Source organism: Rothia sp. HMSC069D01 (assembly GCF_001810135.1).
GTDB lineage: Bacteria > Actinomycetota > Actinomycetes > Actinomycetales > Micrococcaceae > Rothia.
Genome location: NZ_KV800093.1, coordinates 39,144 through 53,467, shown reverse-complemented (window position 1 = coordinate 53,467; position 14,324 = coordinate 39,144). Strand labels below are relative to the sequence as shown.

At 59.6% G+C, this 14,324-nt stretch carries 13 protein-coding genes; 6 read left to right on the top strand and 7 right to left on the bottom strand.

The window, feature by feature from the left end; all coding sequences use genetic code 11:
• Positions 1-168: 168 nt before the first annotated feature.
• Genes HMPREF2710_RS02915 through HMPREF2710_RS02905 form a run of 3 tightly spaced genes read left to right on the top strand, consistent with a single transcriptional unit; the run spans position 169 to position 2,993 of the window.
• On the top strand, positions 169-1,176 hold the full coding sequence (locus HMPREF2710_RS02915) for a metal ABC transporter solute-binding protein, Zn/Mn family (RefSeq protein WP_012903249.1): 1,008 nt from the start codon (positions 169-171) through the stop codon (positions 1,174-1,176).
• Positions 1,177-2,076: a metal ABC transporter ATP-binding protein gene (locus HMPREF2710_RS02910; RefSeq protein ID WP_070599428.1), complete on the top strand. Its 900-nt coding sequence runs from the start codon at positions 1,177-1,179 to the stop codon at positions 2,074-2,076.
• Positions 2,073-2,993: a metal ABC transporter permease gene (locus HMPREF2710_RS02905; RefSeq protein WP_049358560.1), complete on the top strand. Its 921-nt coding sequence runs from the start codon at positions 2,073-2,075 to the stop codon at positions 2,991-2,993. The genes HMPREF2710_RS02910 and HMPREF2710_RS02905 overlap by 4 nt, the downstream gene beginning before the upstream one ends.
• A 298-nt stretch (positions 2,994-3,291) precedes the next feature.
• On the opposite strand, the gene HMPREF2710_RS02900 is transcribed toward HMPREF2710_RS02905, so the two are convergent.
• Positions 3,292-3,756 carry a Fur family transcriptional regulator gene (locus HMPREF2710_RS02900; RefSeq protein WP_049342169.1) on the bottom strand — a complete coding sequence of 155 codons (465 nt, stop codon included), beginning with the start codon at positions 3,754-3,756 and terminating at the stop codon, positions 3,292-3,294.
• Positions 3,757-3,913: 157 nt separating this feature from the next.
• Between HMPREF2710_RS02900 and HMPREF2710_RS02895 the strand changes: the two genes are divergently transcribed.
• Positions 3,914-4,591: an MBL fold metallo-hydrolase gene (locus tag HMPREF2710_RS02895; RefSeq protein ID WP_049358563.1), complete on the top strand. Its 678-nt coding sequence runs from the start codon at positions 3,914-3,916 to the stop codon at positions 4,589-4,591.
• A gap of 53 nt (positions 4,592-4,644) precedes the next feature.
• Positions 4,645-5,073, top strand: coding sequence for an HIT family protein (locus tag HMPREF2710_RS02890; protein WP_049358565.1), 429 nt, complete (start codon positions 4,645-4,647; stop codon positions 5,071-5,073).
• A gap of 108 nt (positions 5,074-5,181) precedes the next feature.
• Here the strand turns inward: HMPREF2710_RS02890 and budA are convergent, their stop codons facing one another.
• The 5 genes from budA to lipB all read right to left on the bottom strand — a co-directional run bounded on the left by budA (position 5,182) and on the right by lipB (position 11,199).
• The gene (gene budA / locus HMPREF2710_RS02885) at positions 5,182-5,931 is read right to left on the bottom strand and encodes an acetolactate decarboxylase (protein ID WP_049361918.1); all 750 of its coding nucleotides are present in this window, start codon (positions 5,929-5,931) and stop codon (positions 5,182-5,184) included.
• Between the two features lie 688 nt (positions 5,932-6,619).
• On the bottom strand, positions 6,620-8,044 hold the full coding sequence (gene glnA, locus HMPREF2710_RS02880) for a type I glutamate--ammonia ligase (protein ID WP_005508615.1): 1,425 nt from the start codon (positions 8,042-8,044) through the stop codon (positions 6,620-6,622).
• 349 nt (positions 8,045-8,393) lie between these two features.
• Positions 8,394-9,110 carry a DUF4191 domain-containing protein gene (locus HMPREF2710_RS02875; protein WP_049358567.1) on the bottom strand — a complete coding sequence of 239 codons (717 nt, stop codon included), beginning with the start codon at positions 9,108-9,110 and terminating at the stop codon, positions 8,394-8,396.
• Positions 9,111-9,319: 209 nt separating this feature from the next.
• Entirely contained in the window at positions 9,320-10,327 is a 1,008-nt protein-coding gene (gene lipA, locus HMPREF2710_RS02870) for a lipoyl synthase (protein WP_049347251.1), read from the bottom strand.
• Between the two features lie 170 nt (positions 10,328-10,497).
• Positions 10,498-11,199: a lipoyl(octanoyl) transferase LipB gene (gene lipB, locus HMPREF2710_RS02865; protein ID WP_256387948.1), complete on the bottom strand. Its 702-nt coding sequence runs from the start codon at positions 11,197-11,199 to the stop codon at positions 10,498-10,500.
• A 184-nt stretch (positions 11,200-11,383) separates the two neighbouring features.
• Between lipB and HMPREF2710_RS02860 the strand changes: the two genes are divergently transcribed.
• Positions 11,384-13,102, top strand: coding sequence for a peptidase (locus tag HMPREF2710_RS02860; protein WP_070543743.1), 1,719 nt, complete (start codon positions 11,384-11,386; stop codon positions 13,100-13,102).
• A gap of 184 nt (positions 13,103-13,286) precedes the next feature.
• Here HMPREF2710_RS02860 and sucB read toward each other — a convergent pair.
• A partial coding sequence (gene sucB / locus HMPREF2710_RS02855) for a 2-oxoglutarate dehydrogenase, E2 component, dihydrolipoamide succinyltransferase (protein ID WP_070599426.1) occupies positions 13,287-14,324 on the bottom strand: 1,038 nt, incomplete at its 5' end.

Genomic DNA, 14,324 nt, shown 5'->3' with positions numbered 1-14,324 from the left:
GGGGGAGCGCAGTAGGCTGAGCTAACTATCCCTGTTGCATAAGCTACTGACAGGGAAAAGGGTTGCCTAACAGCACCCAAATGACACCAATAAAGAGTTGTTTATACGGGTGTGCGCATGATGTAGTTAAGGAACCTACAGACTAGAACGAACCGAAAGAGAGCCCTCATGTCGCACCCGAAGATCACCCGCAAGCACTTCCTCACCGCAATGGGCTCACTCGCTGCGTCCTCCCTGCTGCTGGCAGGCTGCGCAACCGAGAACAAGACCTCCTCCGGTTCGTCCTCCTCGGCTGGCTCTAACAAGGGCAAGGTGAAGGTCGTCGCCTCCACCGACGTCTACGCAGACATCGCCAAGCAGGTTGGCGGCGACTACATTGAGGTCACCGCGCTCATTGCCTCCACCAGCACCGACCCCCACTCTTACGAAGCCACCAGCGCCGACCGTCTCAAGGCAAAGGACGCATCCCTGATCGTCATCAACGGCGCAGGCTACGACCTGTTCCTCGAAGACCTCGCAGGCAAGGACAACGCCTCCCAGAAGATCGTGAACGCGGTCAAGGTCAGCGGCAAGCTCACCGACGCCGAATACACCCACCTGGTCGAGGACCACCGCGGCGGCGAACACCACGAAGACGGCGGCGACCACGCCCACGCACACGAGTTCAATGAGCACCTCTGGTACGACTTCGAAACCATGAAGAAGGTCGCCCAGAAGATCGCTGAAGAGCTCGCAGGCCTCGACTCCGCACACGCTGAGGCGTTCCGCACCAACGCATCCACCTTCTCCAAGGAACTGGACGCACTGGACGCAGCAGCTAAGGCAATCGCCGGTGAAGGCAAGAAGTACCTGTCCACCGAGCCCGTGCCGGACTACCTGATTTCCTCCACCGGCGCAGAGAACGCAACCCCCAGCGAATTCGCTGAGGCGGCAGAAGCCGGCAACGACGTCCCCGCCCTCGTCCTGAAGGAAACCAAGGACATGGTCACCGAGAAGAAGGTCCAGCTGCTCGCCTACAACGAGCAGACCTCCACCTCCCAGACCAACGAGGTGCTGCAGGCAGCTAAGGACGCCTCGGTGAACTATGTATCCTTCACCGAAACCCTGCCGGAAAACACCAACTACCTGGCATGGATGAAGACCAACGTCAGCAACCTCGAAAAGGCGCTCTCCTAAGTGACTGACAACAATAACGGTGCCGCCCCCGCGATTTCCATTCGCGGGGGTAGCCTCGCTTTCGGGACCCGCACCCTCTGGAAAGATCTAACCCTCGACATCGGCGCAGGCGAATACTTCGCCGTGCTCGGACCCAATGGCTCCGGCAAGTCCACCTTCCTCAAAGTCGTTCTCGGCCTGACCGGACTCAACGCCGGCGAAATCTCCGTGCTCGGCAAACCCGCACGCCTGGGCAACGCCGGCGTCGGCTACGTACCGCAGCAGAAGTCCATCCCCACCTCCACCCCGATGCGCGCCCGCGACCTCGTGGGACTTGGCGTGGACGGGCACCGCTGGGGCATCCGCCTGCACGGCCGCAAATACCGCGCCAAGGTTGACGAGCTCCTCGAAGCCGTCGGTGCGACCGAGTACGCGAACGTGCCGGTGGGTCTGCTCTCCGGCGGTGAGCAGCAGCGCCTGCGTATCGCCCAGGCGCTTGCGAACGACCCGAAGATTCTGCTGGCTGACGAGGCGCTACTCTCCCTGGACCTCAACCACCAGTACGCGGTGGCTGAGCTGATTCACCGGTTCAACCGTGAACGCGGCGTGGCGGTGGTGTTCGTGACCCACGAAATCAACCCCATCATTGAGCATGTGGATCGTGTGCTCTACCTGGCGAACGGTCGTTTCACGGTCGGGTCGGTGGAAGAGGTCATGACCAGCGAGACTCTCACCTCCCTGTACGGAACCCCGGTGAGCGTGCTCAAGTCTAATGGCCGTTACGTGGTGGTGGGTGAGACTCACGCCAGCGACCACTGCCATATTGAGGGCACCGACCAGAACATTCACGGTTCCCACCTGAAGTCTGGTCTCTCCGAACCGCAGCGCACTCTACACATTCCGGGAGGAACCACTCGATGACCATTCTTGCTTCCTTCCCCGCTCTGGCTCCGGTTGCCGCCGCGCAGAATGATTTGCTCTCCCGTATCTTCGTTTTTGACCGCTACGGCGAGCTGTTGCAGATGCTGCAGAACTCTATTTTTGCTGGTGCTGTGCTGGGCCTTATCGGTGGTTTCGTCGGTATTTTCGTGATGATGCGCGACCATGCCTTTGCGGTGCACGGCGTCTCTGAAATGTCTTTCGCGGGTGCCGCCCTTGCCCTGTTGCTCGGCTATGACGTGGTGACCGGATCTATGGTCGGTTCGATTGCCTCGGCTCTGCTGATTGCCTTTCTGGGCTCTAAGGCGAGTAACTCGAACTCGGTCATTGGTGCGCTCATGCCGTTCGGCCTGGGCTTGGGTATTCTCTTCCTCTCCCTGTACCAGGGCCGTAGCGCGAATAAGTTCGGTCTGCTGACCGGTCAGATTGTGTCTGTGGACGCCGACCAGCTGCACACCATGATTATTGGTGCGGTGGTTATTATTTCCCTGCTGGTGATGGTGTGGCGCCCGCTGAGCTTCGCCTCCCTGGACCCGGAGGTGGCGCGCGCTAAGGGCGTGCCGATGCGCTTTTTATCCCTGGTGTTCATGGTGATTCTGGGTATTGCTGTGGCGCTGTCGGTGCAGGTGGTTGGTTCGCTGCTGGTGCTGGCGCTGCTGATTACTCCGGCGGCTGCGGCGATGCAGGTGACTGCCTCTCCGGTACGCACCCTGATCCTGTCGGTGCTGTTCGCGGAGGCGTCCATTGTGGGCGGTATTCTGCTGGCTCTTGCCGGTTCGCTGCCGATTAGCCCCTACGTGACCAGTATTTCCTTCCTGATTTATGTGGTGTGCCGTGTGATTGGTGGCGTGAAGCGTCGCCATAGCGCCTCGGGCCGCCAGCTGGCTGAGAAGGCATAGAACATATAGCAAGAGCCCCGCCTCGGGAATGAGGTGGGGCTCTTGCGTTGTCGTGCATAGGTGCCGCTGTGAAGGGGGATGTCCTGCTGTGAAGGGGGATATCTCCGTGCGGCGTGGGCTTAGTCTGCGTGGCGTTGTGTTGCCTTGTCCAGATTGCTCTGTCCAGATGCCCTGTGTGTCGTGCTGTAGTGGCGCCGAAGATCTATAAAGACGCCCTCTCGTTGTTCCTCCAGAGAAGGATTTTCTCCGGTGAAGGAAAGCCCCTCAGCAGGTGAGGGGTGCGGCTTAGCCTGCAACGTTAGCGTGCAGCGCCGCCCTGCGATTCTTCCTCGCGACGTGCCAAAGTGCAGTCCGGGCAGTAACCGGTCACTTCAACCACGTGCTCCAGCTCCGAGAAGCCGTGCTGCTTACCCATCGCCAGTGCCCAGTCCTCAAGGGCGGGTGCTTCCAGCTCAATGGCGGTGCCGCATCGGCGGCAGAGCAGGTGGTGGTGATGGTCCTTTACCTGGCAGTGGCGGTACAGGGTCTCACCCTCAACGCCCTTGACCGAGTCGAGCTCACCGGCGTTAGCCAGCGACTGCAGCACACGGTAGGTGGTTGCGAGAGAGACCTGTTCCTTGCGGTTCGCGAGGGTCAGGTGCAGATCCTGTGCTGAGATGAAATCGCCGAGCTCTTCCATGGTCGCCTTGATGATGCGACGCTGGCGGGTATTTCGGGCTTCGGCGGGCTTCGTAATTCTCCGTACGGGAATATGAGTGTCCATTGCTGAACCTTTCGGGGCGGAAATCCGCCCCATTGTGTGGTCGATCTTGTCTTACGACTTTACACTAGAGGCGTTCAAAAGGTGGTTGATTTGCGCTTTATCTCAAAAGTTGAAGCCGCCGCCGGGCGGGTGCGGAGGTTCGCGGTAGACTAAAACTATGAAAATGACGAAGTACACCCACTCATGTATCCGCCTTGAGAATGAGGGGCGCACCCTCGTTCTTGACCCCGGCAACTTTGCTGCAGAAGGCGAACACGCCACCGCGCTGGAAGGCGCCGATTACCTGTTCGTGACCCACGCGCATCCGGATCATTTTGATGGCCCGTCGGTGCTGCCGCTGATTGCTGAGCGTGCCGAGTCACAGACCCCGTTGAAGATTTGGGCTCCCGAGGCTGTAGCCCAGGTCATCAAGGAGGCTGTGCCTGCTGCCGAGGTTACCGTTGTTTCCTCTGATTCTGAGTTCAGCATCCCCGGTTTTGAGGTGAAGACCTACGGCGGTCAGCACGCCCTGATTCACCCGCTGATTCAGACCATCGCTAACGTTGGTTACCTGATTAACGGTGCCGTGTACCACCCGGGTGACTCGCTGGTGGTTCCTCACCGCGTGCGTGCAAATACCGTCCTGGTGCCGATTCACGCCCCCTGGTCGAAGGTTCAGGAAGTCATCGATTTTGTGATTGCGACCGGCGCGCAGCGTGTGGTTCCGATTCACAACGGCATGATTAATCAGAATGGCACCGGCATTATTGAAGGCCTGGTGACGAACTTCGGTGCGAAGTACGGCACTGAGCTGAAGCACCTGAACCCCGGTGAGAGTATTGAGGTTGAGGCGTAAGCCTGACCGTTGAGCTTCAAACGCGCCGATGACGGCGCATGAAGGAGAGTATTGTGAGCACAATTTTTACCAAGATTATTGATGGCGAAATCCCGGGTCGTTTCGTCTGGAAGGACGATCAATGCGTGGCGTTCATGGACATCATGCCTCTGTCGGAAGGTCACCTGCTGCTCGTTCCCCGCGCTGAGGTCGACCGTTGGCCCGACCTGCCGGCTGAGCTGGCAGCGCACCTGTTCGCTGTGGCGCACAAGATTTCTGGTGCCCTGGATCAGGCGTTTGATAAGGACCGTGTGGCTCTGGTGATTGCAGGCTTCGACGTGCCGCACACCCACATCCACCTGTTCCCGGCTGACGGCATGGCTGACTACGATCCCGCTAACGCGAAGAAAGATGCAACTGCCGAAGAGCTGGATGCGGCCGCTGAGAAGGTGCGTGCCGCCCTGCGCGAGCGCGGCCACGGTGAGTTCGTGCCGGAGGCGTAAGCGCCCTTTACAGCGCGTATAAACACGAAGGAGCCGCCCTCTACAGAACAGTAGAGGGCGGCTCCTTCGGTAATATAGCCCGTTGCTGTATCCCGGTGGGAAAGAAACTTAGTGCTTTTCAGCCTTGGAGATCTGCTCAGCCAGGTCCTCGGGAGAGAGGTTAGCGGAGGAGAACTCGGGGGTCAGCGGCAGGTGCAGCTGCAGACCGGTACCGGGGCAAATCTCGACCTTTGCCGAGCGCAGCTTGAAGTCGACCACGTGGCCGCCCTGAACGCGCTCATCATCGATAAAGTGGGCGTGGCAGCCGGGCACCGAGATGCCCTGCTCGTAGATCGGGGTGCGGAAGCCAACAATCGTGCCGGTCACGTTATCGAACTGGACAATGTCCTCATTCTCGGTGGCCGCAACCATCTTCGGGTAGGGCTTCTCCTGCTTGATGACGGTGCGGGTGCGGACCCATTCGAACTCGCCGTAAATCTTGATGGCGTACATGTAGTTCTTGGAGACGGTGAAGTCATCCAGAATCTGCGAGGCAGACTTACGCAGCAGGTTCAGCGGCAGTTCGCGCTTAATCATGGGCACGAAGTTGGTGACCACGGCGTAGGGGGTCTGCTGGCGCAGGTCGGGCAGGGACACGGAGCCGTCGTGGCGTACCTGGTAGCAGACGCCGTCGAGGACGACCATTTCGCCGTCGAGGCCGTTGAAGGTACCCACACCGAAGTTGCCGTGGCTCAGGAGCTCACCGATGGTCATCTCGCCATCGTAGATGCCGTCCAGCAGCTGGGACATGAGGCCGGTCTGAAAAACTTCGTTACGGAAAACAGTTTCACCGTTTAGGATGGTCGGCTGATATGCCATGAGATTTCTCCTCGTTACAGTGGATGCGGCGTCAGACGGGTCGGTCGGTCATCGGCGATAGCCGCCCTAGCTGATGCTGAGAGTGGGAGGGGCGGTGGGGAGAACACGGCATTCGGTATCGTTTCTCGCGGAATTCGTAGGTGCCGCCGGCCGGGCGCACGCACTTTCATTGTACGCCCCTGCAGGAAGAACCCCGGGACTAGCGGGTATGGCATCTTATGATGTGGCCCTTGCACGGATCACCCAGGTGCGGATCACCCAGGTGTGAATTACCCAAGCGTGAATTACCCAAGCGTGAATTACCCAAGCGCGGCTGACTTAGCGGGGCTGATATACCGCAAGTGACGCGAGGGCATAAAAATAGACTGGCGTTCCCTCCGGTTGCACGACAAAAAGGGAGGGAACGCCAGCACCAACAGCTTAGCCCTTAGAGCCGCTCTAAGCGCAACTAAGACACACGAGGCTCATCGAGGCAGAAAAATATTAGACACGAACCGTCACCAAACATAGTGCGGTAAGCTCGTACCCCGCAGAAAGCCCTCAGAACACACAACAACGGCCTATACGCTCCCCAAGGAACGTATAGGCCGTTGCCTGCTATCTAGAACTTACCCCAGAACCCACCCCGCAACTTATCTCAGTGCGGGTGCTGGGCAAAGCTCAGAAGGAAAGATGAGACGCCAGCGAATTAGACGCCGTAGTACAGCTGGTACTCAAGCGGGTGCGGAACCAGCGAGAGCGGCTCCAGCTCGTTCTTACGCTTGTAGTCAATCCACGCCTGAATCAGGTCCTCGGTGAAGACGCCGCCCTCGAGCAGGAAGTCGTGGTCAGCCTCCAGAGCAGCCAGAGCCTCCTCCAGGTTAGCCGGAGCCTTCTTGATGTCCTTAGCCTCTTCAGCGGGCAGCTCGTACAGGTCCTTATCGATCGGTGCCGGCGGCTCGATGCGGTTGCGGATACCGTCCAGACCAGCCATCAGCTGAGCAGCGAACGCGAAGTAGGGGTTAGCGGAGGGGTCCGGTGCGCGGAACTCCAGACGCTTAGCCTTCGGGTTGGTGCCGGTAATCGGGATGCGGATACCAGCGGAACGGTTACCCTGCGAGTACACCATGTTGATGGGAGCCTCGTAGCCGGGAACCAGACGCTTGTAAGAGTTCACGGTCGGGTTGGTGAACGCCAGAACAGCGGAGGAGTGCTCAATCAGACCGCCAATGTACCAGCGTGCGGTGTCAGAGAGGTTAGCGTAGCCGCGCTCATCGTAGAAGAGGGGCTCGCCGTCCTGCCACAGCGACTGGTGGCAGTGCATACCGGAGCCGTTGTCGCCGAACACGGGCTTGGGCATGAAGGTCACGGACTTGCCCCATGCGTCTGCGGTGCCCTTGATGACGTACTTGAACTTCAGCAGGTCGTCAGCAGCCTTGGTGAGGGTGTCGAACTTGTAGTTGATTTCTGCCTGGCCGGCTGCGCCCACCTCGTGGTGGCTACGCTCAACCTCAAGGCCAACCTCGTCCATTGCTACGCACATTGCGTCACGCAGATCAGCCTGCTTGTCGACGGGGGAGACGGGGAAGTATCCGCCCTTGACGGGGGTCTTGTTGCCCAGGTTGCCGCCCTCTTCCTTGCGGCCGGTGTTCCAGGGTGCCTCATCGGAGTCGATCTTGTAGAACACGGAGTTCGGCTCGACCTGGTAGCGGACGTCCTCGAAGACGAAGAATTCAGCTTCGGATGCGAAGAATGCGGTGTCTGCAATGCCGGTGGACTGCAGGTAAGCCTCGGCGCGCTCAGCGACGCCGCGGGGGTCACGGTGGTAGGGCTCGCCGGTGCGGGGGTTCACGATGGAGCAGATGATGACCAGGGTCTTCTCAATGCGGAAGGGGTCAACGTACGCGGACTGAACGTCGGGAATCAGCTGCATGTCGGACTCTGCAATGCCCTGGAAGCCGCGAATGGAGGAGCCATCAAAAAGCTGGCCGTTGACGAAGAAATCGTCATCAATCGCCTTAGCGGGCAGGTTGAAGTGCTGCTGCACGCCGGGCATGTCGGTGAATCGGATATCAACGAAGACTACTTCTTCGTTCTTGATAAAGTCGAGAACTTCCTGGGGGCTGGTAAACATGAGGACTGCTCCTTGTTCGACTGACGGTGCAGGAGGGTATCTTCCCTCATCACATTCAGTCTTTGGTTTAGTTTTTGGCCGCGGGCAAAACCCTGTGACATATCAAGCATAGTGGTTATTTTTTGCGCGTGCGTGACTATCGTGTTTCGGTAATGTTACAAATCCTGGAAAGGAGTTACATCTTGGTTGTCTCACGACACACAGTAGAGATGCTAACGCCCTCAGTAGAGCCAGTAGCAAAGCCAATATCAATGCCCTCAGCAGCGCAATAATCGGGCGTAACAAAAGGCCCCGGTCCTCCCCACACGGGAAGAGCCGGAGCCTTCAAAACCTTATATCAGCGTCTCGCTTAGCGGCCGCGCATCGCACGACGGTCGGGGCGTGCACGCATCGGGTCAACACCCTTCGGCAGACCATTCATCGGGTTACGCATAGTGTTCAGAGTGCTCAGGCGACCAGAAACAACCTGCATCTCCTGCTGAGTCAGAGCCTTCGGCAGCTTATTCATGGTCTTCACAACGTCCTTGAGCTCAACCTGACCCTCATCGTGACCGGTCTCAATCACGTGAACCGGCACACCGGGAGCCACACGGTTCAGGTGCTTCTTCTCAGTGTTCACCAGGGAATTCACGCGGCTGTGAGGGCCCTCGGTCACCAGCACAATACCGGGACGGCCCAGCGCACGGAACACCAGATCCTGGTTGCGGTTCGCAGCAACGGGCTGCTCCTCAACAATCCAACCGCGGCGCACAGAGTTCATCGCCGCACCACTACGACCGGGCTGGTTCTCAATCTGAGCAAAAGCCGCAGTCTGCGCGCGGCGACCCAGCAGAAGCATCGCCACAATAGCGGCAACGCCCAGACCCAGAATCAGGAAAGTAACCCAGTTACCCAGAGCAATACCGATGAGGAGGAAAACCAAAAGGGTGCCCAGAGCCGACAGACTCAGAATCCAACCAATATTCGGGTCGGACTTCTTGGTCATCTGGTAGACCTGCTTCATCTGGGCGAAAGTGCCCGGAGTGCGTTCCTTCTTCTTTTTCTTCTCTTCGCGCTTATCTGCCACGATTCTTCCTCGGCTGGTTCTTCCGCGGCCCCGAGAAGCGCCTCAAACGCTCACGGAACCATAGTGACGTAACGATGCAGTGTATGCCTGCAATTTTTCTAGTTTACCCTACCCGCACAAGGGGCGGGGCATAAGGGGAGGCTCCCCGAACACCGGACGAACACCGGGTTCGAGGAGCCTCAACGCTCTCAGAAAGATTCTGAAAAGGCTTAGTAGCCCGCAGCCACCAGGGAGGAGGCTTCCTGCAGGGCTGCACCCTCACCCTCAATGTGGGCAAGGTTCTCAGGGATCGGGTAGCCGTTCTTACGCATTGCACGAGCCCACAGGCGACCTGCACGGTACGAAGAACGAACCATCGGGCCCGCCATAACGCCAGCGAAACCAATCTCCTCAGCCATGTTCGCAAAATCCACGAACTGCTGCGGCTTCACCCAACGCTCAATCGGGTGGAAGAGCGGGCCGGGGCGCAGGTACTGGGTGAGGGTAATGATGTCACAACCAGCATCGTGCAGATCGCACAGCGCCTCGTAAATCTCCTCGTCGGTCTCGCCCATACCCAGAATCAGGTTGGACTTGGTGACCATGCCACCTTCCTTAGCCTGGGTAATAACATCCAGGGAACGCTCGTAACGGAACGCCGGGCGAATCTGACGGAAGATACGGGGGACGGTCTCCAGGTTGTGCGCGAACACCTCGGGCTTAGCGTCAATCACCTTCTGAACATGCTCGGGAACACCCTTGAAGTCGGGCACGAGCATCTCAACGCCGGTGTTCGGGCACATCTTGTGAATCTGGCGGGTGGTCTCTGCGTACAGCCACGCACCGCCGTCTTCCAAGTCGTCACGAGCAACACCGGTCACGGTTGCGTAACGCAGACCCATGACCTTCACGTTCTTAGCAACCTTGAACGGCTCAGCATAGTCAACAGCGACGGGCTTGCCGGTCGCAATATTGCAGAAGTCGCAACGGCGAGTGCACTCGGAGCCACCAATCAGGTAGGTTGCCTCACGGTCTTCCCAACACTCGTAAATATTGGGGCAGCCAGCCTCTTCACACACGGTGTGCAGACCCTGACCGCGAGCCAGCTCGCGCATCTCGTTGTATTCGGGGCCAACGATAGCTTTGGTCTTAATCCAGTGAGGCTTCTTCTCAATGGGAACCTCAGCGTTGCGGGCCTCCACACGCAGTAGCTTGCGTCCTTCAGGTGCGGTACTCAAAAGTTTTCTCCTTGGTCTCGGTGTGCCCTCTGTACAGGTGGGCCACCTTCTATTTTACGCCCGCTCAGGCGTAGGTGAAACTGATGTTCGTATATGACGAACAAGCCCGGATGCGCGGCTCGTTCAGCGCCTCTCGGCTGTACCTAGCTCCGGTGTCCAGGCTCCGGTGTTTAGTCCTGCGCCGCGACGGGCTCGAAGGACTCCGCCAGACGGTCCTGATACTTCAGAAGCTCCGCCTCCAGCGGCTCCAAAATATCGGCGGGGGTGACGGTGCGGCCCAGCTGCTCCGAAATGGTGGTAACACCCGCATCGCTAATACCGCAGGGAATGAACTGCTGGAAAGGTGCAGTGTCATTGCAGCAGTTAATCGCGAAGCCGTGCATGGTGGTGTTACGCGAAACGCGCATGCCCAGTGCCGCGATCTTCTTGTCCTGGGTGACGCCGTCGCCCAGAATCCACACGCCGCTACGACCCTCAACGCGCTCACCCTTAATGCCCAGACCAGCCAGGACGTTAATGATGATTTCCTCGATGATGCGCACATACGCCACCACATCAATGGGCTCGGGCAGACGCAGAATCGGGTAACCGGTCAGCTGGCCGGGGCCGTGCCAGGTCAGCTTGCCGCCGCGGTCAATCTTGACGACGGGGGTGGACTTGTCTGCGGGGTACTCGTGATCTTCGGTACGTTTACCGGCGGTAATCACTGCCTCGTGCTCAAGTAGAAGAATCGTATTCTGGCGGGTGCGGTTAGCCACCTCATCGTGGATGCGGTACTGCTCGTCCAGGCACTCAACATAGTTCACATAGTTCGGGGCGAAGCCCACGCGTTCAATCGTCACAGACATACTTTCTACCTTAGTACTGCTAATGGAGGGAAGAAAATTAGGGCGCCCTGAATCACGTGATGAGCGAACACGTCGGAATGTTACGTGAGGGTGTGCTCAAGGGGAGGGGGTGAATGAGCAGATAAATGCCTGAATTATTCTTTGGAGTACTTGAACTATTTTAGTGTGCTTAAAGATATTATTTGATGCAATTTGGTAACATAATGGTATGAGAAGCAAAGAAGCACACGTTCTGGAAAGCATCGCCAACCCGGCTCTACCCACTCTGCAGATTGTCGAGTACCGGGGCGAAACCACCGAGAGTGCGCCCGCTACACGTTCCGTAACCTCCGCGCACCCCGGACGCTACACCCTGCGCACCATTTCTCAGCCCATCCCGCCAGCTCCTTCCGCCCAGCTGGCTCCTGCCGCACCCACTCTGCGCGCGGCAGCCAACGGGTACGGATTCGAGGAAAACACGGATGTATCCGCTCAGCGGCACGCCCAGACCCCGCAGGTAGCCGCCGCCCTACGTAACGCGCCCGGACTCGCCAAGCTCCACGCCGTTACTGGTGAGAGCACCGATAGCGCCAATCAGCTGTGCCTCTGGTACGAGCCCCTCGATGCGGGCACCCTTGACAAGCTCCTGCGCGCTCGCACCCTGACACCCGCCGAGCTCATGACCCTGGCGCGAACCCTGCACCGGGCGCTCGGCAGCCTCAAAAAGGTGGGGGAGGGGCGCGCCGAACTAAGCGCCGAATACATCGCTCTGAGCGCCGCCGGAGTGCCCAAACTCCTGCTACCTGACGCTGTCTACCGTGAAGCGGCCCCTCAAGATACGGAACAGCTCACCGCCGCTCGGGGCAACTACGCACGCTCCGCAGCAGCCCTGCTCTGGCAAGCCGCCTGCGGGCACGCGCCGGAACCCTCCACCGCCCGCGTACCCCTCTCACTGCGCATGGATTCACAGCGCATGGGAGCGGGCGGTATTGCAACCAATGGGGCGCCCAGTAGCGAGTGGATTGAGCGCCTCGGCAGAGCCCTCGAATACCTGCTGGACGCACCTGCCCAGGAGGCGGCGCTCGCAGGGCTCAGCTCCGTGGTCGCCCTGGCGGAGGAGGTGCCGCCTCGCCCGCTCAACGTCTACCTGAGCTGTTCAGAACGAGCCCGCGCCCTCATTCCCGCAGCTGTGGAGCCCGCGCCGGTACAGAAGCTCTCAAAGGCGCAGAAGGCTCAACGCTACCTGGCAGAGCATCTGCCTCGCGTGAAGAAGCCGGGCGTGAAGAAATCGGGGCGCGCAGCTACCGCAGGTTCTAAGCCGTTGAGCCCCACTGTGAGCCCCACGGCAAGCTTCGCAAAGACTGCGCCGCCCGCTCTAAAGAACGCAGATGCGACGGGCACATCCCGCCTGACGGTGCTACGCGGTGCTTTCGCCCGCCCCTCCGCGCGCCTGGGACTGGCTGCACGCCTGGGACTCGCCGCGCTCGCACTGGGGGCTATTGCGCTGCCTCTCGGGTTCACCCTCTACGGGCAGAACGCCCCGGCAACGGCGCAGCCCGTATCCGCTCAATCTGTGAACGCAGCGGGGGAGCATGAGCCCGGCGGCACGGAAACACAGGATCAGAGCGCGCAGGATACAGCCGCACAGGATAAAAGCGCTCAGGGCGATCAGATTCTACGAGCCCTGATCGACCAGCGAAACCAAGAACGCCGTGCCCGAGGCGGCGCAGAGCTCACCGTTGACACTGCAGAAGAACTCAGCCGCGACAGCGAGAACATCCGCGTTATGGCGGTAGTCTCCGCGCCCGGCTACCGCGCCGATAAAACCGAGCAGGAAGCCCGTAAACTCAGCGAAGAAAACGGCGTCACCCGCCAGAAAGTCATCTTCGACCTGCATCGCGGGGAGAAAGGCTGGGAGATAGCCCGCGCTGAGCCCGTCCCTGCATAGCTGAAGCTGACGCTGTATAGCTGACGCTGTAGAAACGCGGACACAACAAAAGGCGGCGGCCCCACCCACCGAAGTGGATGGAACCGCCGCCTTTTTGCTCACCGTCCGGGAAAACCCGGAGAGCTACGCTCGGTTACCCATCAGGGCACCGCCACAAGGAAACTTCCTTGAATCTATGCAGGTCTTAGAGGCCCAGCTCAGACTCGAAGTTTGCCTCCTCCAGGCGGGTCTTGAGGGTGTGCAGGAAGCGACCAGCGTCCGCACCGTCGACCACGCGGTGATCGTAGGTGAGGGACAGGTAGCACATGGAGCGGATAGCGATAACGTCGTTACCGTCAACATCCTTAACAACCATGGGGCGCTTCACGATGGAACCGGTGCCGAGGATTGCAACGTTCGGCTGGTTGATGATCGGGGTGTCGAACAGTGCACCGAAGGAACCAATGTTGGTGATGGTGAAGGTCGAACCCGACAGCTCCTCGGGGGAGATGTCGCCGGTACGTGCACGGCCACCCAGGTCGCCAATAGCCTTTGCCAGGCCAGCAATGCCCAGGTCAGAAGCGTTCTTGATGACCGGAACCAGCAGACCCTTGGGGGTGTCCACAGCAATAGCGATGTTCTCGGAGCCGTGGTAAGTGATCTGCTTGTAGTCTTCGGTCATGGAAGCGTTCAGAGCGGGGTGCTGCTGCAGAGCCTCAGCGGATGCCTGGACGAAGAAGGGCAGGAAGGTCAGCTTAGCGCCCTCACGAGCAGCGAAGCCGTCCTTAGCCTTTGCACGCAGCTGAACGATGCGGGTCACGTCAACCTCGGTGACCTGGGTCAGCTGGGTGGAGATGTCCAGGGACTCACGCATACGCTTTGCAATAACCTGGCGGATACGTGCGGTCTTCTCGACGGTGCCACGCTTGGGGGAAACCTCGAAGGTGTGCGGTGCCTTTGCGGAACCAGCAGCCGGAGCAGCAGCTGCAGCGGGAGCAGCAGCGGCGGGAGCAGCGGAACCCTTAGCGGCGATAGCAGCCTGAACATCCTGCTTGCGGATGCGGCCACCAACACCGGTGCCCTTGACGGTGGACAGGTCGATGCCGTTGTCCTTAGCGAGCTTACGGACCAGCGGGGTCACGTATGCTTCGCCCTCAGCAGCTGCCGGAGCGGCAGGTGCAGCGGGAGCTGCGGGTGCAGCCGGAGCAACAGGAGCCTCAGCAACCGGAGCGGGAGCTGCGGG

Excerpts from the sequence above, each read along its gene's own strand:
- HMPREF2710_RS02915 (WP_012903249.1), top strand. The coding sequence starts at position 169 with ATGTCGCACCCGAAGATCACCCGCAAGCACTTCCTCACCGCAATGGGC.
- HMPREF2710_RS02905 (WP_049358560.1), top strand. The coding sequence starts at position 2,073 with ATGACCATTCTTGCTTCCTTCCCCGCTCTGGCTCCGGTTGCCGCCGCG.
- HMPREF2710_RS02900 (WP_049342169.1), bottom strand. The coding sequence starts at position 3,756 with ATGGACACTCATATTCCCGTACGGAGAATTACGAAGCCCGCCGAAGCC.
- HMPREF2710_RS02895 (WP_049358563.1), top strand. The coding sequence starts at position 3,914 with ATGAAAATGACGAAGTACACCCACTCATGTATCCGCCTTGAGAATGAG.
- budA (WP_049361918.1), bottom strand. The coding sequence starts at position 5,931 with ATGGCATATCAGCCGACCATCCTAAACGGTGAAACTGTTTTCCGTAAC.
- glnA (WP_005508615.1), bottom strand. The coding sequence starts at position 8,044 with ATGTTTACCAGCCCCCAGGAAGTTCTCGACTTTATCAAGAACGAAGAA.
- HMPREF2710_RS02860 (WP_070543743.1), top strand. The coding sequence starts at position 11,384 with ATGAGAAGCAAAGAAGCACACGTTCTGGAAAGCATCGCCAACCCGGCT.